Below are 19,506 nucleotides of genomic sequence, written 5' to 3' on the forward strand. Positions count from 1 at the left end.
GGCCCTTCTTCGCACCGTAGCGCCGAAGCGGACCAAGCCGCTACGGCGATCAAGAGCGTTTAGAGAGTTACGAGGTAGGCGATCACGTCCGCGCGCTCACCGGCGTCCTTGAGGCCGGGGAAAGCCATGCGGGTGCCCTTGACCACGCCGCGCGGGTCCTCGAGGTAAGGATCCAGGGTTTCGGCGTCCCAGACCACATCGTGGCTCTGCATGGCGCTCGAGTAGCGGAAGCCATCGACGGTGCCCGCCTGCCGACCGACGACGCCGTGGAGAGATGGCCCCACCTTGTTCTTGCCCTCTTCCACCGCATGGCAGACGGCGCACTTCTTCTTGAAGATGCCCTCGCCATTGGCAGCGTCGCCAGCGGCCTGAGCAGCGCCAACGCTGAATACAACACCGGTCACAGCGGCGGCGGCGATCGCGAAATTCTTGAAACGCATGATTCCTCCTCGGGTCTCTTTTTGCGTATTCCTGAGGTTGGCCACAATCCGGGCCAGCGCCTCACAGTGATATACGGTCCAAGAAATGGATCAATCCCCGGAGCCTGACAAGCCTTTAGCCTCGGCGTGGGTCAATTTATCGCAAGAAAGCAGTGAAATGACCCAATCCTTACCACTTTACTCTTGATTTTTAGCTGAGCGTGGGTACCTATCAAACCATACTAATTTCGTAGGGATTGGAGGCCCGGGAATGTTCCGGCTCAACCGCCTGACAGATTATGCCGTCGTCGTGATGTCGCAGCTGGCTCTGCGCGAGGAAGAAACCCTTTCCGCACAGCAGTTGGCACGGGAAACCGCCGTTCCCTTGCCGACCGTCTCGAAAGTGCTGGGGCTTCTGGCCAAGGACGGCCTGATTGTTTCACAGCGGGGCGCATCCGGCGGGTACAACTTGGCCCAAGCGCCTGAGCGCATCACCATGGCGGCGATCATCCAGGCCATCGAGGGGCCCATCGCCCTGACAGCCTGCGTGGACGGGTCGGAAGATTCCTGCGCTTCTGAGTCGCTCTGCCCGATCCGCGGCACCTGGGACCGCGTCAATCAGGCGATCCAAGGCGCCCTCGACAGCGTGACGCTGGCGGAGATGGCTGCCTCCTTCCTGACGTTTCCGCCCGCCCCCGCCGCCGATGCGGCGCGGCGGAGCGGCACCACCACCGGCGCAACCGCCGGCACAAGCACGGGAGAATCCTGAATGGCTGCGAGCGAACAGACCGTCGATAAGGTCCGCGCCCTCGGCGAAGAGAAGTACAAGTACGGCTTCGTCACCGACATTGAGGCCGATACCGCTCCCAAGGGATTGAGCGAAGACATCGTCCGCTTCATCTCCGCCAAGAAGGAGGAGCCGGAGTGGCTTCTGGAGTGGCGCCTGAAGGCCTATCGCCATTGGCTGACCATGCCGGAGCCGGGCTGGGCGCGGGTCGGCTTCCCGCCGATCGACTACCAGGACGCCTATTACTACTCCGCGCCCAAGAGCAAGGACGACATGCCCAAGAGCCTGGACGAGGTCGATCCGGAGCTGCTGGAAACCTATGAGAAGCTGGGCATCCCCCTGAAGGAGCAGGAAGTCCTGGCGGGCGTGGCCGTGGATGCCGTCTTCGACAGCGTCTCGGTCGCGACCACCTACAAGAAGAAGCTGGAGGAGGTCGGCGTCATCTTCTGTTCGATCTCCGAAGCGGTGAAGAACCACCCGGAGTTGGTGCAGAAGTATCTCGGCTCCGTGGTTCCTTACGGGGACAACAAGCACGCCTGCCTGAACTCCGCGGTCTTCACCGACGGTTCCTTCGTCTACATCCCCAAGGGCGTGCGCTGCCCGATGGAGCTTTCCACCTACTTCCGCATCAACGCGGCCAACACCGGTCAGTTCGAGCGCACGCTGATCATCGCGGACGAAGGCTCCAAGGTCTCCTACCTGGAGGGCTGCACCGCGCCGATGCGCGACGAGAACCAGCTTCACGCAGCCGTGGTCGAGCTGATCGCGCTGGACGACGCGGAGATCAAGTACTCCACCGTTCAGAACTGGTATCCGGGCGACGCCGAGGGCAAGGGCGGGATCTACAACTTCGTCACCAAGCGCGGCGCCTGCCGGGGCCGCAACTCCAAGATATCCTGGACCCAGGTGGAAACCGGTTCGGCCATCACCTGGAAGTACCCGAGTTGCATCCTGCAGGGCGACAATTCGGTGGGCGAGTTCTACTCCATCGCCATCACCAACAACCGCCAGCAGGCGGACACCGGCACCAAGATGATCCACCTGGGCAAGAACACCCGCTCGCGGATCATCTCCAAGGGCATCTCCGCCGGGCGTTCGAACCAGACCTACCGCGGGCTGGTGCGCATGGGCGGCCGGGCCGAGGGCGCGCGCAACTACACCCAGTGCGACTCCCTCTTGATCGGCGACCTCTGCGGCGCCCACACCACGCCCTACATCGAGAGCAAGAACGCCTCCGCCCAGATCGAGCACGAGGCCACCACCTCGCGCATCAGCGAGGACCAGCTTTTCTACTGCCGCCAGCGCGGCCTTTCCGAAGAAGACGCCGTGGCCCTGGTGGTCAACGGCTTCTGCCGGGAAGTGCTGCAGCAGCTCCCCATGGAGTTCGCCGTGGAGGCCCAGAAGCTGGTCGGCATATCGCTGGAAGGCTCGGTCGGCTAGAGGCCCGAGGAACATAGAAATTTAGGTGAGGAACGAGCAGCAAATGCTTGAAATTAAAAATTTACATGCGGAAGTCGATGGCAAGGGAATCCTGAAGGGGATCAGCCTTTCCATCGCCCCTGGCGAGATCCACGCGATCATGGGGCCCAACGGCTCCGGCAAGTCGACGCTGTCCTATGTCCTGAGCGGGCGCGACGGCTACGAGGTGACGGGCGGGGAGGTTCTGTTCAACGGAGAGAACCTTCTGGAGATGGAGCCTGAGGAGCGAGCCGCCGCCGGTATCTTCCTGGCCTTCCAGTACCCGGTGGAGATCCCCGGCGTGCCAAACTCCACCTTCCTGAAGGAGGCGGTCAACGCCCTGCGCAAGACGCGCGGCGAGTCGGGCCTGGACGCCATGCAGTTCATGAAGCTGCTGCGCGCGAAGACCAAGGAACTCGGCATGAAGGAAGAGATGCTGAAGCGTTCGGTCAACACGGGCTTTTCCGGCGGCGAGAAGAAGCGCAACGAGATGCTTCAGATGGCCATGCTGGAGCCGTCGCTCGCGATCCTGGACGAGACCGACAGCGGCCTGGACATCGACGCGCTGAAGGCGGTCGCGGACGGCGTCAACGCCATGCGCAGTCCCGAGCGCTCGATGCTGGTGATCACCCACTACCAGCGCCTGCTCGACTATATCGTCCCGGATCATGTTCACGTGCTGGCCGGGGGCAAGATCGTGCGCTCCGGCGGCAAGGAACTGGCCGCCGAGCTGGAAGCCAAGGGCTACGGCGAGTTCACCGAGTCTGCGGCGTAAGCCGAGTCTGCGGCGTAAAGAGAGACCGACGAGGAAACATGAAAGATAGCAGCGACATTCTGCTGACGGCATTCGAAGGCCAGGGCGCCCTCCCCCAGGAGCTGCGCGACCAGGCCCTCGAACGCTTCAAGGCGACCGGCCTGCCGACGCGGCGGATGGAGAGCTGGAAGTTCACCCATCTCCGCGCGCTGGAAGGCTTCGACTTCGCCGCCGCCAAGGAGACCCACGCCGGCACCGACCGCTTGCCCAGCCTGGTTGGGCAAGGCGCGGCGCGCTGCCGTCTGGTCTTCGTGAACGGTGTCTTCGAGGCGGAGCTCTCTGACTCTCTGCCCGAAGGTCTCAGCTTCGAGCGTCTCTCCCAAGGGGTTCCCGGCTGGGCCGAGGATCACCTGGGCCGGATCGCGGAGGCCGATGCGGAGAGCCCGCTTCTCGATCTGAACACCGCCCTGGCGGGCGAAGGCCCCCTGCTTCGCGTGGAGCGGGGCCGGAAGCTCAACGCGCCTATCGAGCTGGTGCTCCTGGACGCCAGCGGCGAGAAGGCAGCCGCCACGCAGTGGCGCGGGCTGCTGGTGATGGAAGAGAACAGCGAGGCCACGCTGATCGAACATCACATCTCCCAAGGCGGCGCCAGCTTCACCAATGGCGCACTGGAGATTTCCCTGGGCCAGGGCGCGCGCCTCAAGCACATCCGCAACCAGCAGAAGAACCGGGAAGCGCTGATCCTGACCAACACGCAGGTCCGCGTGGCGCGGGACGCCGACTACCGGGCGCTGCTGCTGGTGCTGGGCGGCGCCGTCGCCCGCGAGGACTACAAGATCAGGCTGGTGGGCCAGGGCGCGCACTGCGGCCTCAACGCCAGCTACCTGCTGGATGGCGAGCAGCACAGCGACATCACCACCGTGGTCGAGCATCTCGCCCCCCACACCACCTGCGACGAGGCCATCAAGGGCGCGCTCGACGGCAAGTCGCGCGGTGTCTTCCAGGGCCTGATCAAGGTGGCCCGGGACTCCCAGCAGATCGAGGGCAACCAGTCCCACCGCGCGCTGCTCCTGTCCGGCGACGCGGAGGTCGACGCCAAGCCCGAGCTGGAGATCTACGCCGACGACGTGAAGTGCAGCCACGGCGCGACCGTGGGCGAACTGGACCGCGAGGCACTCTTCTACCTGCGCAGCCGCGGCCTGCCTCTGCGCGACGCCCGGCGGCTGCTGATCGGTTCCTTCCTCACCGACGTGATCGAGAGCTTTGGGGCCGAAGACCTGACGCCCGCCCTGGTGGCGGCGCTGGACGACAAGCTCGACAGTTTGGCGGGAGACGGCGCATGAGCCTCGTGAGCGAAGCAAAGGGCGTGCTGCCCGGCGACAACTCGGTCGCGGCTTTCGACGTTGAGCGGATCCGGGAGGACTTCCCGATCCTGAAGCGGGAGGTCTACGGACGCCCGCTGGTCTATCTCGACAACGCGGCCTCGGCCCAGAAGCCCCGGCAGGTCATAAAGGCCATGACCGACTGCATGGAGAACCACTACTCCAACGTCCACAGGGGCGTGCACCGTCTGAGCCAGGAGGCGACCGACCTCTATGAAGGCGGCCGCAAGAAGCTCGCAAGCTTCATCAACGCCGCCTCCGACGACGAGATCGTCTTCACCCGCGGCGCGACCGAGGCGATCAATCTGGTCGCCAGCTCCTTCGGCTCGCAGCTAGAGCCGGGCGACGAGGTGATCTTCACCGAGATGGAGCATCACTCCAACATCGTGCCCTGGCACCTGCTGCGAGACCGCGCCGGGATCACCCTGAAGGCCGTGCCGATCACGCCCGAAGGCGAGCTCGACATGGAAGCCTTCGACAAGCTGCTGACGCCCAGGACGAAGCTGGTCGCGGTGGTGCACATCTCCAATGCGCTGGGCACCATCAACCCGATCAAGGAGATCGCGGAGAAGGCCCACGCCGTTGGCGCAAAGGTGCTGGTTGACGGCTGTCAGGCGCTGCCGCACATGCCTGTCGACGTGCGCGACCTGGATGTCGACTTCTACGCTTTTTCCGGCCACAAGATGTACGGCCCCACGGGCATCGGCGCGCTCTACGGCAAGAAGGCGCTGCTCGACTCCCTGCCGCCCTATCAGGGCGGCGGCGAGATGATCGCCAGCGTGACCCTGGAGAAGTCCACCTTCAAGAAGGCCCCCCACCGCTTCGAGGCGGGAACGCCCGCGATCGTCGAGGCCGTGGGCATCGGCGCCGCGGTGGATTACCTGCAGGCGCTGGGGCTTGAGAACGTGGCGGCGCACGAAGCGGGCCTGCTGGCCTATGCGACCCAGAAACTGGAGGCGATCGAGGGCCTGACCCTGCAGGGCCGCGCGCGGGAGAAGGCGGGCATCCTCTCCTTCACCCTGGACTGCGCCCACCCGCACGACATCGGAACCATCGTCGACCGGACAGGCGTTGCGGTGCGCGCCGGACACCACTGCGCGCAGCCCGTCATGGACGCCTTCGGCGTGGCCGCCACGGCGCGCGCCTCGGTCGGCCTCTACAACACCAAGGCCGAGATCGACGCGCTGGTCGAGGCAATCGAAACGGTAAGGGAGTTCTTCGGCTGATGCTCGACGAACTGAGAGAGCTCTATCAGGAAGTGATCCTCGATCACGGCAAGAATCCCCGCAACCTGCGGCGGATCGAGGACGCGAACCATTCGGCGCACGGGCACAATCCCATGTGCGGCGATACGCTTCAGGTCTATCTGAAGACCAACGGCCAGGGAATCATCGAGGACGTCTCCTTCGTCGGCAAGGGCTGCGCCATCTCCATGGCCTCCGCCTCCATGATGACGGAGATCCTTAAAGGCAAGTCGGTGCGCGAGGCCGAAGTGCTGTTCGACGGCTTCCACCGGCTCTGCACGGAAGACGACGCCGACCTCTCGGAGGCCATTGAGACCGATGAGGACGCCGTGGACCGCTTGCAGGTTCTGGCCGGCGTGCGGGAGTTCCCGGTGCGTGTGAAGTGCGCCACGCTCGCCTGGCACACGCTGGACGCCGCTGTCCACGATAAGGAAGAGATAACGACCGAGTAGCCCCTTGCCGGGCAGGACCATGAGGGTATCAGTCAAGGAGAAGACGCCATGATGCCAGGACATCCCATGTACTTCATGGGCGAAACCGAGGAGACCGAGGGCCTCACCGCCTATGCCGGAAAGCCGCTCCCCGAAGGCGAGGAGAAGGCCGGCAACGAGCGCATCGAGGACGCGCTGCGCACGGTCTATGACCCGGAGATCCCCGTGAACATCTTCGACCTCGGCCTGATCTACGAGATCAAGCAGGACGACAAGGGCGACGTCGCGATCACCATGACCCTGACCGCCCCCGCCTGCCCCGTTGCCGGGGAGATGCCCCAGCAGGTCGCCGATGCGGTCGGCGGCACGGCGGGGGTCGGCGAGGTCGAGGTGACGCTGACCTGGGACCCGCCCTGGGACAAGGAGCGCATGAGCGAGGATGCAAAGCTGGCGCTCGGCATCTTCTGATCCCATATTCTGTGTTATGCTCCTGCGGGAGCGGTAAGCGCTAACGCTTGGAAGACAAACGGAGAAGACGAAACCATGGCTCAATCCGTCGTAACGCTGACAGACGCCGCCGCCGCGCGGGTCCGCAAGCTTATGGAGGCCGCCGGCGACGAACCGGTGCTGGGTCTGCGCGTCGGCGTGAAGACCCGCGGCTGTTCCGGCCTCTCCTACTTCGTGGAATACGCCACCGAGCAGAAGAAGTTCGAGGACGTGGTCGAGGACAAGGGCGTGCGCATCTTCATCGACCCGACCGCAACCATGTTCCTGCTTGGCACCGAAATGGACTACCAGGAAGACAAGCTGCAATCCGGCTTCGTGTTCAACAATCCAAACGAGGCTTCGCGCTGCGGCTGCGGCGAGAGCTTCAACGTGGCGTGACAGCCAAGCGCCCTTCCCCTTATTCCTGAGGCCCCATGACCCAGAGCCCGCCCGCGCCGCGTAAACTGACCGCGCGCGTGACCGATAAGCAGGTTCTGGCCGGCGGCATCGTGCGCCTCTGGCTCCAGCCGCTGACCGAGGGCGGCGCGGCCTTCTCCTTTCTTCCCGGCCAGTACCTCCGGCTTTTCCTGGCGGATTTCAAACCCCGCGACTACTCGATCGCCAGCCAGCCCGGCGACCCGGCGCTGGAGTTCCATATCAAGGATCATGGAGAAGGCGGCGCTTCCAGCTTCGTGGCGCAGCGACTTTCGCCCGGCGACCACCTGCCGATCGAAGGCCCCTTCGGAACCTGCGTGCTGCGCGCGGGCCACGAAGGCCCGCTGCTCGGGGTCGCCGGCGGCACCGGCTTGGCGCCGGTCTACAACATCCTGCTTCAGGCCTTGCGCGAGGGATTCCGGCATCCGGTGAAGCTCTACTACGGAGCCTCCAACGAGGCGGAGATCTTCCTTCATGATGACTTTAGGAAACTAACGGAACTATTTGATAATTTTTCGTTCTCTTTGGTATCGATGGATCAGAACGACGCCCTTCCGCAGGGCAAGGTGACGGACCTGCTTTCGCCGGACGAGCCTTTGACTGGGGCCCGCGTCTATGTCGCGGGGCCGCCGGCCATGGTCGAGGCCACCGTCGCCCGCCTCAAAGAACTGGGGCTGCCGGAAGAACGGGTCCACGCAGACGCCTTCACCCTCGGGCCCGCCCTTCCCCAAGCAACCGACGAGGCCTGAAGCGCTCTCCGACTCGGCATCCCTCGCTATAGTACAAATCTTCAAAAATGAGGGCGTAGCGGATAGCCGATGGACCTCTCCCTGATAACGTCGTTCCTTTGTCTTGCCGGTTTCGCCGGGCTCTGCCTCGCCGCGGCGATCACCGACATTCAACGACGGAAGATCCCCAACGGCATCACGCTGGTGATCGCCCTGCTTTTCGGGATCTATTTCCTTGCGAACCTGGGAGAGGTCGATTGGGTCGGCCCGCTGGTCGTGGGCGGCGCGATCCTCGCCGTGGGCTTCCTGATCTTCGCGATGAACTGGCTGGGCGCGGGCGACGTCAAGATGCTGGCGGCGGCCGGGCTTTGGGCGGGCTTTGCCCATGTGACCGAGCTGTTGCTGGTGACCGGACTGGCGGGCGGCATCCTGGGCCTGGGCTACGTCCTGGGCGACCGTTTGCGGCGGGTGCCCTGGATTCCCTTGCCACCGCCCGAGGTCAAGGACCTGGAAGAATTGAAGAAGCAGAAGATCTACCTGCCCTACGGCGTGGCGATCTGCGCCGGTGCGCTGGTCGTAGCACTGCAAAAGGCGCGCGACCTTTCGGCCGGCGCCTTTTGAGGCTTCAACGGAGGATTTGGCTCTCGTGAAGAAGCGCCGGTTCGTGACCTAGAGGGGTGCCGAGGTGCCCGCCTCTTCGACGATCAATTTGCGAAGGGTCTTGAGCGCGCGCTGCTCGAGCTGGCGCACCCGCTCCTTGGAGATGCCGAGCTCCTTGCCCAGGTCTTCCAAAGTCACGGAGTCTTCGACCAGATGGCGCTGACGGATGATCATCTCCTCGCGCTGCGGCAGTTTACGCAGAGCGCGGGATAGCCAGCGCGCCCGGGTCTGGTTGTCGCGCAGGTCGGTGACGACCTCCTCCGGTCCCGGACGCTGATCCACCAGCATGTCCTGGACCTCCATGTCCCCTTCCTCGCCGACCGGCACGTTCATCGACTGATCGGGAACCGAGAGGCGAACTTCCATGCGCTCGACCTGCTGTCGCTTGACCTTCAGTTCCTTGGCGATGGAGCCGACGGCCTCCGGGCTCATGTAGCCGGCGCTGGCCTCGGCGATCTTCGCGCGCAGGCGGCGCAGGTTGAAGAACAGGCTCTTTTCAGAGGTGGTCGTACCCACGCGGACGACGGACCAGTTGCGCAATATGTAGTCCTGGATCGCGGCGCGAATCCACCAGACGGCATAGGTCGAAAAGCGCACCTCCCGGCCCGGATCGAAGCGCTCGGCCGCCTGAAGCAGACCGAGGTATCCCTCTTGGATCAGGTCGGCGGAAGGCAGGCCGTATCCGCGGAACTTACTGGCGAGACTGACCACGAGACGGGCGTGAGCCCGTACGATCTTGTGCATGGCGCGCTCGTCGCGCTCCTCCACCCAAGCTTTGGCCAGTTCGACTTCTTCCTCGCGGGAAAGCAGCGGCGCGTTCATGGCGTCGCGGACGAACTGACGGTTGGCGCGGTCGCTGTCTAGGATGGGGGCGGTCACCATGAATAGCGCTCCTGCTCGAGAGGTTGTCGTGATCGGTCTTATCGCCGGATCGTTTGTTACCTTTGCTTACGCGCAGGAGACGCGTTCGGATCACAGGAGCCCCGATTTATTCTGGAAAATTTTTCCGCCTTAAGAAAAAAGCCGGGCGGATTGCTCCAGCCCGGCTTCCCGTTCGGCTATGACGTGAATGCTTAGAAGCGCACGAACATGTTGAGCCAGCGGCCTACCGGACCGGTGAAGCGCAGCGGCGCGTCGGTGACCGTGATGCAGAGACAGTCCTCACCGGGGTCTGCGACCGGGCGGTGTTCGATCTGGTTGTCGGCCACGGAGACATCGCCGCGCAGGTAGTGGCCGTGCTCGTCGGTGAAGCCGCCGCTCAGCACCATGGTGATCTCCGCACCTTCGTGGGTGTGCTGCGGGATGGCCGAGCCCGCACGGATGCGCAGAAGCTTCGTGCGCACCCCGCTGGACTGCGGCAGCAGGTTGACCTCGCTCACGGTGCCCCGGGATTTCCAATCCAAATTGGCCAGCGCCCCGCCGAGATAGCTGCGCAGCGGCTCCGGAACGACAATGTCGCCCTCGACCGGCGCGCCCATCTTCTCCGGGATATGGAGCTCGGCCTCGGGCTCGTCCAGGCGGGCCATGACACGCGCCGGCAATCGGGACAAAGCGCGGTATGGGTCGCCACCAAAAGCGACAGCGCTTCTTCCAGATGCCCGGCCGCATAGGCCTGGAGCAGTTCCTCAGTGGGATGAAAACGAGGCATGTCTCACTCCTCTTCCAACTTCACCCGCAGCTTGTTCATCGCCAGTCTAAGCCGCGACTTGACTGTCCCGAGCGGCAGGTCCAACTGGCCCGCGATCTCCGCATGGGACAACTCCTCAAAATAGGAGAGGCGCAAAAGCGTCGCCTGCTCCTCAGGTAGCTCTCTGATGATCCGGCGCAACTCTTCGCCCTGCTGTCGCGCCACCACCGCTTCTTCTGGAAGCGGTTCGGCGTCGGGCACGAGCGCCGGATCGTTCGGATCGATTTCCGGGCGCTTCTCACGCCGGATCGCGTCGATCCTCTTGTTCCGCGCGATGGTGAAGATCCAGGTCGAAAGCGCCGCTTGGGCCGGATCGTATTGCCCGGCACGCCGCCAGACCGTCAACATCACCTCCTGCGCGAGGTCCTCGGCCAACGCTTCGTCGGCCTTCATTCCCCTCAGGTAGGATTTAACCCGGGGCGCGAAGTAGCCGAACAGCGCCGCGAAGGCTTCCCGCTCCCCTTTCTCGGCAACGCGGCCGATCAGGGACAGCAGGTCTTCGGACGACAGGTCTGAGGTCAAGGTGTCTGCCATGATCAACCTATGCTGCGCAGCTTTCGGGCTGGACTCAACCCGTCGCGCATCTACCTCAGAACTGACGCTATGAAGGTCCAATGCTTCTCCTCCATTCAGGCTTGTTACGCCCGGGCTTGGAAATTGGATCACAGAGTGTCGAAAAAAGTTGACGTCAATGATCCATTCGCCTTCCACGACCGTATCTTGTTGGTCACGAGTTCAGGTAAGAAGGTCAGCGGCCCCGGCGATTTCGCCCGGCGGCGCGCGTCTAGCGGAGAGAACAAGCAGAATTATGCGAATAGCAATCATCGGAAGCGGCGCCGCCGGACTTGGAGCCGCCTGGCTTTTATCCCAGCGCTACGACACCGTCGTCTATGAAGCCGCCTCCAAACTGGGCGGTCATGCCAACACCGTCGACGTTCTGGGGCCCAAGGGCGTGGTGCCCGTCGATACCGGCTTCATCGTTTACAACGAACACAATTACCCGCAGCTGACCGCTCTTTTCGAGCATCTGGGCGTGGAGACCGAGGCGAGCGATATGTCTTTCGCCGTCTCCCTGGCGAATGGCGGCTATGAGTACGAAGGCAGCGCGGGTGGCTTCTTCGGCCAGCGGCGCAATCTGCTGCGGCCCAAGCAGTGGCGGCTTCTGGTCGATATCCGCCGCTTCTTCCGCGAGGCGCCGGCGATCCTGTTGCAGCCCGATCAGGGCCTGTCGCTCGGCGACTACCTGAAGACCAACCGCTATTCCAAGACCTTCGCCTACGATCACCTGCTGCCCATGGCGGCGGCCATCTGGTCGTCCAGCGTCGAGGAAATCCTGGCCTTTCCCGCGCGCAGCTTCGTGTCCTTCTACGCCAATCATGGCCTGTTGCGCTTCACCGACCGGCCGGAATGGCGGACGGTGGCGGGCGGCAGCCGGCGCTACGTCGAGACCATCTCTGCGGGCTTCAGGAAGCAGGTTCGGCTCTCCACCCCCGTCAAGGCGGTGCGGCGGCTCAATCCGGGCGTCGAAGTGATCGACGCGACGGGTCATCGCGACCGCTTCGACGCCGTGGTCATGGCGAGCCATGCCGATCAGAGCCTGGAGATCCTGGGTGGGGATGCGAGCCCGCTGGAGCAGAAGGTCCTGGGCGCCTTCCGCTATCAGGAGAACCGCGCCGTCCTGCATTCCGACGAGACTCTCATGCCGCGTCGCAAGCGTCTCTGGGCGAGCTGGAACTATCTGTCGCCCCAACGCCGCGACGACGGAGAGCGGTTGGCCGTCACCTATTGGATGAACCGGCTTCAGAACCTCGATCCCGCCCTTCCCCTCTTCGTAACGCTGAACGCCTATCGCGAGCCCGCCCCGGAAACGGTGCACGGCAGCTACACCTATGATCACCCGCAGTTCGACAAGGCGGCCATTGAGGCGCAGGCCCTGCTGCCCGAGATTCAAGGGGCCGGCGGTCTCTGGTTCTGCGGCAGCTACTGCGGCTTCGGCTTCCATGAAGACGCGCTTCAGTCGGGACTGGCGGTCGCCGAGCGCTTCGGGCTGAAGACGCCTTGGGCCGATCGGCAGAGCCTTACCGGTCCGGCCTGGCGATCGGTCCGACCCGATCCCGCCGGGCTTCCGGCGGCGGCGGAGTAGGAAAGCGGCATGACCCGGAAAGGCGGCCAGAAGGACGAGAGGGAGCAGCGGGACGCGGGCGGAGACCTGGCCAGTTGTCTCTATCCCGGTCGTGTGATGCACCGGCGGCTGATGCCCTTCGGTCACCACTTCGTCTACCGCCTCTTCTCTCTCTACCTCGACCTCGACGAGTTGCCGCGCCTCGATCGCCGACTGAGGCTGTTTGGCCATAACCGCGCCGCACTCTTTTCCTTCCGCGATGCCGATCACGGCGCGCGGGACGGCGGCCCGCTGCGCCCCTGGATCGACGGACAACTGGCGCGCGCCGGCATCGACCTGGAGGGCGGCGCGGTCCGGCTGCTCTGCTTTCCGCGCATCCTGGGCTACGTCTTCAATCCCCTGACGGTCTGGTTCTGCCACCACCGGGACGGCCGTTTGGCGGCGCTGCTCTACGAGGTCAGCAATACCTTCGGTGAACACCACTGCTACCTGCTGCCCGTACCGCCCGACCATGAGCCCGGCGAGCCGGTCCATCAGGGCTGCGAGAAGGCCTTTTACGTATCGCCCTTCATCGAGATCCGGGGCCGCTACCGCTTCCGGGTCCTGCCGCCGGCCGAGCGCCTGTCGCTTGGCATCCGCCTCGTGATGCCCGAAGGCGATCAACTCGTAGCCGTCCAGAGCGGTCAGCGAGCGGAAATATCGGACCGCGCGCTCGCCAAGCTGTTCTTTTCCTACCCCCTGATGACGGTTAAGATCATGGCCGGGATCCACTGGGAGGCTCTCAAGCTCTGGCGGAAAGGTGCTGCTTACATCAAGCGCCCCGCCCCGCCCCGAGAGACGGTGAGCGTTGAGAACACCTTGCCCGAGGCGGCTGAATAGGGAGCGGTCGACCTTTCGATGAGCAGTGAAGAAACGGCAGGAAAGCTGGAGAGCGGACTCTCGCGCGGCGAAAAGCTGGGCCTAGGCATCGCCCGGCGGCTCTGCAGCGGCAGTCTCGTCCTGACCCTTCCCAGCGGCTACCAGGAACGCATCGACGCGTCGGAACCGGGCCCGTCGGCCGATCTCCGAATCATCTCTCCGAGATTCTTCAAGCGCATCTTCACCGGCGGATCCAATGGCTTCGCCGAAGCCTACATGGACGGCGACTGCGATACCGACGACCTCTCGGCCTTTCTGACCCTGGCAGCGGCCAACCACGACGCCATCGTGACCGCCATCGAGGGTCACTGGTGGTCACGCACGCTCAACCGCGCCTACCACCTGCTGCGCCCCAACACCAGGAGCGGCTCCAAGCGGAACATCCGCGCGCACTATGATCTGGGCAACGACTTCTACGCGGCCTGGCTGGACGGCACCATGACCTACTCCTCGGCCATCTTCGATGCGCCCGAGGCGCCGCTGGAGGCCGCCCAGGAAAGCAAATACCGCCACCTGGCGACCAGCTCGGGCATCGAACCGGGGCACAAGGTGCTGGAAATCGGCTGCGGCTGGGGCGGCTTTGCGAGCTGGGCGGCGCGCGAGATCGGTTGCGAGGTCACGGCCATCACCATCTCCGACGCCCAGTACAACTTCGCCGCTGAGCGCCTGCAACGCGAAGGGCTGAACGACCGGGTCACCCTGCTGCGCCAGGACTACCGCGACACGCGTGGCGCCTACGACCGCATTGCCTCGATTGAGATGTTCGAGGCTGTAGGAGAGGCTTATTGGCCACAATATTTCAATACGTTACGAGAGAATCTTAAACCCGGTGGAAAAGCGGGTCTTCAGATCATCACCATCGCCGATAACGTCTTCGAGCAGTACCGGCGCAGCGCCGATTTCATCCAGCGCTACATCTTTCCCGGCGGCATGCTCCCCTCGCTCCCCGCGCTCGACCGTCAGGTTCGTGATGCGGGTCTCTCCTGGATCGGCAACCGGGGCTACGGGCAGCACTACGCTCGCACGCTGCGCGAATGGCACGAGCGGTTCGAAGCGGCCTGGCCCGAGCTTCAGACCGATGCGTTCGACGAGCGCTTCCGGCGCATGTGGAAGTACTATCTCAGCTACTGCGAGGCCGGCTTCGCCACGGGCCGGATCGACGTGCAGCAGATCGCCCTTGCCCGCGACTGAGCCAGCGCCACTTCCCTGAACATGTCCGATAGCCCCACCCTCACGCGCTGGCGCCTGCTCGCCTACGGCCTGCCGGGACTGCCGGGTGCGGTGGTGCTGCTGCCGCTCTACGTCTATCTGCCGACCTACTACGCCGACGACCTGGGACTCGGGCTCGCCTGGGTGGGAAGCGTTCTGCTCATCGCGCGGCTCTGGGACATGGTGAGCGATCCCTTGATCGGGCTGCTCTCGGACCGTTGGACCACGCCGTTTGGCCGGCGCAAACCCTGGCTGGTCGCCGGAACGCCCTTGGTGATCGTCAGCGCCTTCCCGCTGTTCCTGGCCGAGAGCGGCGCGACGCCCTGGGACCTGCTGCTCTGGACCTCCCTGCTCTACCTCGGCGCGACCATGGTTTCCCTGCCGCACAACGCCTGGGGCGCCGAACTCTCGGACGACTATCACGCCCGCAGCCGCATCACAGGGACGCGCGAAGGCCTCGTGGTCCTGGGCACCCTTGCCGCCGCCGCCCTGCCCGCTCTGCTGCCGGGCGGAACAAAAACCACGCTTCAGGTGATCCCTTACGCGTTGGCGGTCGTACTACCTTTGACAGTTTTGCTCGCGACCTTGAGCGTGCCGGAGGTTCCGGTCAGGAAACCAGCCCGCGCAGCGGCAAGGTCCTGGCGACAAGGTTGGAAGATCTTGCGGGGCAACCGTCCGTTCCTGCTGCTGATCGCAGCCTATCTGGTGAACGGCATAGCGAACGGACTGCCCGCGACGCTCTTCCTGATGTTCGCGCGCCACGTTTTGGAGGCCAATGAATGGCAAGAAGGCATGCTGCTCTTGAGCTACTTTCTCTGCGGAATCCTCTCGATTCCGCTGTGGCTCGCCTGCAGCCGGAGGCTGGGCAAGCACCGCGCCTGGATGCTGGCGATGGGGCTTTCCTGCCTCTTCTTCGCCCTGGTGCCCTTTCTGGGGAGCGGGGATGTCTGGCTGTTCCTGGGGATCTGTCTGGCGACCGGCCTTTGTCTCGGCGCGGATCTGACGCTGCCCGCCTCGATGCAGGCGGACGTGGTGGACCTGGACCGACTGAGGTCGGGAAAATCGCGCGCCGGGCTCTTCTTCGCGGTCTGGGGCATGGCGACCAAACTGGCCCTCGCGCTGGCGGTGGGCATCGCCTATCCCTTGCTGGAGCTGTTCCAGTTCGACCCGCAGGCGGAGCAACACCAGGCTGGCGGCCTCTTCGCTCTCGCCGTGCTCTACGCCTGGCTGCCCGTGGCTCTGAAACTGGGGTCCATTTGGCTCTTCTCCGCTTACCCCATCGATCAGGCGACGCAGCTGCGCATCCGCGGTCTGATCGCAAAGCGCGTCGGGCTGGAGCGGCCGGAAGCTCCGGCGGCGCAAAGCTGACGGCCCATCCCATGACTCAAACTGGAGACACCAGACATGCTACGGCGCTTTGCCGCATTTTTTCTCACAGCAATCATTTTGGCGGGATGTAGTTCCATGAAGCCTGAAGACTTCGCAGGACGCGAACCCAAGCTGGTGCTGGAGGAGTACTTCCTCGGCAAGACCAAGGCCTGGGGCATATTCGAAGACCGCTTCGGCACGCTGCGCCGCAGCTTTACCGTGGATATCACCGGGACCTGGGACGAGGAGCAGCAGTTGCTGACGCTGGAGGAGGATTTCCTCTACGACGACGGCGAGGTCGACCGCCGGGTCTGGCGCGTCACCAAGAAGGACGAGCACAACTACAACGGCCGCGCCGACGATGTCGTCGGTGTCGCCGAGGGCAAGATCTACGGCCCCGCCCTCAATTGGAAGTACGACATCGACCTCAAGATGAAGGACAGCAGCCTCAGGGTCACCTTCAACGACTGGATGTTCCTCCAGGATGAGGAGACCATGATCAACCGCGCCAAGGTGACCAAGTTCGGCATCCTTCTGGGCGAGGTGACCATTTTCTTCCGCAAGCAGGAGGTCGAAGAGACTGCGATGAACGCCGCGGAAAAGCTGGTGAAGCAGGCGAGCGCGGCGGAGTAAAGCCCGCTAGTCCACGGAGAGCCGCTTCTTGATCGCGCGGAGCAACCCGCCCAGGAGCGGCACGCCCTCATAGACCGTGCCGGCGGCGTCCCAGTGGTCGCGGTGGCGCGTCACCCGGCCCTGCTCATCGAACTCGATCTCGCTGACCCCGTCGAAGACCAGAGGGTTCCCCGACTTGGTGCGGCCCTCGAAGCGCCAGCCGAGGAAGCTGACGGGTGCGCCCGGCGCTGAAGCTTTCACCGTGAAGGCAATCTGCGGCACATCTTCATACATCTTCTCCAGAACCCGCCGGTAGCGCGCCACTCCTTCGACCTTGTTGAAGGGGTCCTGAAACAGGATCGCGGGCGCGCAGACCTCCTCCAGAAGGCCGAGACGCTCGGGGCTCAGCGCTTCCAGGAAATCCGCGTAGCGCTTCAGCGCCTTTTCGCGCTCTTCCGGACTCATGGCTGCTCCTTGGGTTGGGCCTTGGCCGTCAAGCGCAGGGAAAGGCCATAGGGCAAGGCCCGCAGGAGCTTCATCAGCCAGACGAAGACGCGCGGGAAATAGATCTCGAAGCGGCGGCTCTTCAGGCCCCTGGCGAAGGCGCGCGCCGCATCCTCGGGCTCCATGAGGAAAGGCATCTCGAAGTCGTTCTTGTCGGTGAGCGGCGTGCGCACGAAGCCGGGATTGACCACTTGCAGCAGGATGCCCTCGCTTTCCAGTTCCGGGCGCAGGGATTCGCACATGTTGATGACGCCCGCCTTGGAAAGACCGTAGGCCGCCGCCGTGGGCAGCCCCATGTATCCCGCGACCGAGGCGACCACGGCGATCTGTCCGCGGCCCGACGCGCGCATCAGTGGGATCAGCGCGTTCAGGCAGTTGACCGCGCCGCCGATGTTGAGCGCGATCAGCTTGTCGAACACCTCCGGGTCGAAATCCTTGGCGGCCATGGGATGATGGCTTCCGGCGTTCAGAACCGCGAGCGCGATGCGGCGCTCGGCGGCGGCCTCCTCAAGCTTCGTCTTCACAGCCTCGCGGTCCGTGACGTCAAGGGCCAGGGGCTCGATGCTCCCGGGCAGCGCCGAGGCTTCCTTGGAGAGGCTTTGCAGGTCCTCGAGCGTCCGCGCCGTGGCGAGGACGCGCCAGCCTTCCGAAGCCAGCTGCAAGGCGAGCGCGCGGCCCAGCCCCTTGCCGGCCCCGGTGATCCAGGCCCAGCCGTCTTCAGGTTTCGCGATATCGGCTCTACGCGTCATGATCACTCCTTATAGCGCATCCAGATCGTCGAGCAGAACGTCCGCCCGGCGGCGCAGGGCCGCCTGCTTTTCCGGCTTCATCCTGTCCCAGGTCCTGAGCGGCATCGCCATGCGCGGATTGTCCGAGAAGCGCCCTGCGTTGCGCGCGATGAAATCCCAGTAGAGGGCGTTGAAGGGACAGGCGCCCTCCTCCGTCGATTGGGTAACCTTGTAGCGGCAGTCCTTGCAGTAGTCGGACATGCGCGCGATGTACTTTCCGCTGGCGGCATAGGGCTTGGAGGCGAAACGCCCACCGTCCGCATAGAGCGCCATTCCGGTGACGTTGGGCAACTCGACCCACTCATAGGCGTCGGCGTAGACCACCAGGAACCACTCATTGACCTCCTTCGGGTTTATCCCGGCCAGAAGGGCGAAGTTGCCGAGCACCATCAGCCGCTGGATGTGATGGGCGTAGGCGTGCTCGCGGGTCTGCCGGACGGACTCCGAGAGGCAGCGCATCCCGGTCTCTCCGCTCCAGTAGAACCACGGCAGCTTGCGCTGCGCTCGCAGGTGATTGCGCCCTGCGTAGTCCGGCATCTCGAGCCAATAGACGCCGCGAATGAACTCCCGCCAGCCGATGATCTGACGGATGAAGCCCTCAACGGCGTTCAGCGGCGCCCTGCCCTCATGGTAGCGGGCCTCGGCCCGGCGGCAGACCGCCAGCGGATCGAGCAGACCGGCGTTGATATAGGCCGAAAGTAGACTGTGATAGAGGAAGGGCGCGCCGCTCTTCATCGCGTCCTGATAGTCGCCGAAGGATGGCAGGCTCCGCTCCAGAAAGTCCTCCAGCGCCCGCTCCGCCCCGGCGCGCGTCACCGCGTAGCCGAAGGCCTCCAGGCCGCCGAAGTTCCCGGAAAAACGATCCTCCACCAGGGCCAGCACCTCACGGGTGATGCCATCGGGCTCGAAGCGGCAGCGCTCCGGCGGCGACAGCTCGTCAGGAAGCGCCTTCCGGTTTTCGGCGTCGTAGTTCCACTGGCCGCCCAGCGGCTCCTTTCCCTCCATCAGAAGCCCGGTCTTGCGGCGCATCTCGCGATAGAAGAACTCCATGCGCAGGGTCTTGCGCCCCTCGGCCCAGGCGGCGAAGGCCTCGCGCGAGCAGAGAAAGCGGTCGTCTTCGCGAATCTCCACTGGCAGGTCCAGTTCCTCGCTCCAGCCTTTCATCTCCTCCAACAGACGCCATTCGCCGGGCTCCGTGACCGCAAGGCCGCCGAGGCCCTCGGCCTCCAGCGCCCGCTTCACCTCGCCCAGAAGGCTCTGGCTGTTCTCCGGGTCGTCGAGACGGCTGTAGCGGACACGCAGGCCCTCATTCTCCAGTTCTCGCGCGAAGTGGCGCATGGCTGAGAAGAGGAAGGCGATCTTCTGCTTGTGATGGGGGACGTAGCCGGCCTCGCTCATGACCTCGGCCAAAAGCACGACATCGCGGTCCCGGTCGAGATCGGCGAGGCAGGAGAGGTCGCTGGTCAACTGGTCGCCCAGCACCAGCCGCAGGCGGCCTTCAGTCATGGCGGTGC

General features: G+C 64.4%; 22 protein-coding genes. 15 read left to right on the forward strand and 7 right to left on the reverse strand.

Annotated elements, in window-relative coordinates:
* Window positions 1–59: 59 nt before the first annotated feature.
* Window positions 60–440 (reverse strand): cytochrome c family protein, encoded by a 381-nt coding sequence (locus P8X75_02185; GenBank protein ID MEJ1994006.1) that lies wholly within the window; start codon window positions 438–440, stop codon window positions 60–62.
* 250 nt (window positions 441–690) lie between these two features.
* Here P8X75_02185 and P8X75_02190 point away from each other — a divergent pair, with 250 nt between their 5' ends.
* The 10 genes from P8X75_02190 to P8X75_02235 all read left to right on the forward strand — a co-directional run bounded on the left by P8X75_02190 (window position 691) and on the right by P8X75_02235 (window position 8,745).
* Entirely contained in the window at window positions 691–1,188 is a 498-nt protein-coding gene (locus P8X75_02190; protein MEJ1994007.1) for an SUF system Fe-S cluster assembly regulator, read from the forward strand.
* Window positions 1,189–2,646: a Fe-S cluster assembly protein SufB gene (sufB, locus tag P8X75_02195; protein ID MEJ1994008.1), complete on the forward strand. Its 1,458-nt coding sequence runs from the start codon at window positions 1,189–1,191 to the stop codon at window positions 2,644–2,646.
* 43 nt (window positions 2,647–2,689) lie between these two features.
* A complete protein-coding gene (gene sufC, locus P8X75_02200) occupies window positions 2,690–3,439 on the forward strand; it encodes a Fe-S cluster assembly ATPase SufC (protein MEJ1994009.1) in 750 nt (249 codons plus the stop codon).
* A 38-nt stretch (window positions 3,440–3,477) separates the two neighbouring features.
* Window positions 3,478–4,761, forward strand: a complete 1,284-nt coding sequence (gene sufD / locus P8X75_02205) for a Fe-S cluster assembly protein SufD (protein ID MEJ1994010.1) — start codon at window positions 3,478–3,480, stop codon at window positions 4,759–4,761.
* Window positions 4,758–6,026 (forward strand): cysteine desulfurase, encoded by a 1,269-nt coding sequence (locus tag P8X75_02210; GenBank protein ID MEJ1994011.1) that lies wholly within the window; start codon window positions 4,758–4,760, stop codon window positions 6,024–6,026. Before sufD ends, P8X75_02210 begins: the two co-directional genes overlap by 4 nt.
* Window positions 6,026–6,496, forward strand: coding sequence for an SUF system NifU family Fe-S cluster assembly protein (locus P8X75_02215; protein MEJ1994012.1), 471 nt, complete (start codon window positions 6,026–6,028; stop codon window positions 6,494–6,496). Before P8X75_02210 ends, P8X75_02215 begins: the two co-directional genes overlap by 1 nt.
* Window positions 6,497–6,544: 48 nt before the next feature.
* A complete protein-coding gene (locus P8X75_02220) occupies window positions 6,545–6,943 on the forward strand; it encodes a DUF59 domain-containing protein (GenBank protein MEJ1994013.1) in 399 nt (132 codons plus the stop codon).
* 75 nt (window positions 6,944–7,018) lie between these two features.
* The gene (locus P8X75_02225) at window positions 7,019–7,360 is read left to right on the forward strand and encodes an iron-sulfur cluster assembly accessory protein (GenBank protein MEJ1994014.1); all 342 of its coding nucleotides are present in this window, start codon (window positions 7,019–7,021) and stop codon (window positions 7,358–7,360) included.
* A gap of 35 nt (window positions 7,361–7,395) precedes the next feature.
* Window positions 7,396–8,145 (forward strand): FAD-binding oxidoreductase, encoded by a 750-nt coding sequence (locus P8X75_02230; protein ID MEJ1994015.1) that lies wholly within the window; start codon window positions 7,396–7,398, stop codon window positions 8,143–8,145.
* Window positions 8,146–8,214: 69 nt separating this feature from the next.
* Window positions 8,215–8,745: a prepilin peptidase gene (locus tag P8X75_02235; protein MEJ1994016.1), complete on the forward strand. Its 531-nt coding sequence runs from the start codon at window positions 8,215–8,217 to the stop codon at window positions 8,743–8,745.
* Between the two features lie 48 nt (window positions 8,746–8,793).
* Here the strand turns inward: P8X75_02235 and P8X75_02240 are convergent, their stop codons facing one another.
* The 3 genes from P8X75_02240 to P8X75_02250 form a co-directional block, all read right to left on the reverse strand.
* On the reverse strand, window positions 8,794–9,666 hold the full coding sequence (locus P8X75_02240; GenBank protein ID MEJ1994017.1) for an RNA polymerase factor sigma-32: 873 nt from the start codon (window positions 9,664–9,666) through the stop codon (window positions 8,794–8,796).
* Window positions 9,667–9,857: 191 nt separating this feature from the next.
* Complete coding sequence (locus P8X75_02245; protein ID MEJ1994018.1) at window positions 9,858–10,310, reverse strand: ChrR family anti-sigma-E factor; 453 nt, start codon at window positions 10,308–10,310, stop codon at window positions 9,858–9,860.
* A 125-nt stretch (window positions 10,311–10,435) separates the two neighbouring features.
* On the reverse strand, window positions 10,436–11,005 hold the full coding sequence (locus tag P8X75_02250; protein MEJ1994019.1) for a sigma-70 family RNA polymerase sigma factor: 570 nt from the start codon (window positions 11,003–11,005) through the stop codon (window positions 10,436–10,438).
* Between the two features lie 274 nt (window positions 11,006–11,279).
* Between P8X75_02250 and P8X75_02255 the strand changes: the two genes are divergently transcribed.
* The 5 genes from P8X75_02255 to P8X75_02275 are packed head-to-tail and all read left to right on the forward strand — an operon-like array spanning window position 11,280 to window position 16,721.
* Window positions 11,280–12,614, forward strand: a complete 1,335-nt coding sequence (locus P8X75_02255; protein MEJ1994020.1) for an FAD-dependent oxidoreductase — start codon at window positions 11,280–11,282, stop codon at window positions 12,612–12,614.
* 9 nt (window positions 12,615–12,623) lie between these two features.
* Window positions 12,624–13,472, forward strand: coding sequence for a DUF1365 domain-containing protein (locus P8X75_02260; protein ID MEJ1994021.1), 849 nt, complete (start codon window positions 12,624–12,626; stop codon window positions 13,470–13,472).
* Between the two features lie 18 nt (window positions 13,473–13,490).
* The gene (locus P8X75_02265) at window positions 13,491–14,702 is read left to right on the forward strand and encodes a cyclopropane-fatty-acyl-phospholipid synthase (GenBank protein ID MEJ1994022.1); all 1,212 of its coding nucleotides are present in this window, start codon (window positions 13,491–13,493) and stop codon (window positions 14,700–14,702) included.
* Window positions 14,703–14,723: 21 nt separating this feature from the next.
* Window positions 14,724–16,088 (forward strand): MFS transporter, encoded by a 1,365-nt coding sequence (locus P8X75_02270; protein ID MEJ1994023.1) that lies wholly within the window; start codon window positions 14,724–14,726, stop codon window positions 16,086–16,088.
* Window positions 16,089–16,124: 36 nt separating this feature from the next.
* The gene (locus P8X75_02275) at window positions 16,125–16,721 is read left to right on the forward strand and encodes a DUF3833 domain-containing protein (protein MEJ1994024.1); all 597 of its coding nucleotides are present in this window, start codon (window positions 16,125–16,127) and stop codon (window positions 16,719–16,721) included.
* Window positions 16,722–16,727: 6 nt separating this feature from the next.
* Here P8X75_02275 and P8X75_02280 read toward each other — a convergent pair whose 3' ends face one another.
* From P8X75_02280 to P8X75_02290, 3 genes are read right to left on the reverse strand one after another with little or no spacing between them, the layout of a single operon-like run.
* Window positions 16,728–17,165, reverse strand: a complete 438-nt coding sequence (locus P8X75_02280; GenBank protein ID MEJ1994025.1) for a nuclear transport factor 2 family protein — start codon at window positions 17,163–17,165, stop codon at window positions 16,728–16,730.
* On the reverse strand, window positions 17,162–17,953 hold the full coding sequence (locus tag P8X75_02285) for an SDR family NAD(P)-dependent oxidoreductase (GenBank protein ID MEJ1994026.1): 792 nt from the start codon (window positions 17,951–17,953) through the stop codon (window positions 17,162–17,164). Before P8X75_02285 ends, P8X75_02280 begins: the two co-directional genes overlap by 4 nt.
* Window positions 17,954–17,962: 9 nt before the next feature.
* Window positions 17,963–19,498 carry a cryptochrome/photolyase family protein gene (locus P8X75_02290; protein MEJ1994027.1) on the reverse strand — a complete coding sequence of 512 codons (1,536 nt, stop codon included), beginning with the start codon at window positions 19,496–19,498 and terminating at the stop codon, window positions 17,963–17,965.
* Between the last annotated feature and the right edge of the window lie 8 nt (window positions 19,499–19,506).

The sequence above is a fragment of the Limibacillus sp. genome (genome assembly GCA_037379885.1).
Classification (GTDB): domain Bacteria; phylum Pseudomonadota; class Alphaproteobacteria; order Kiloniellales; family CECT-8803; genus JARRJC01.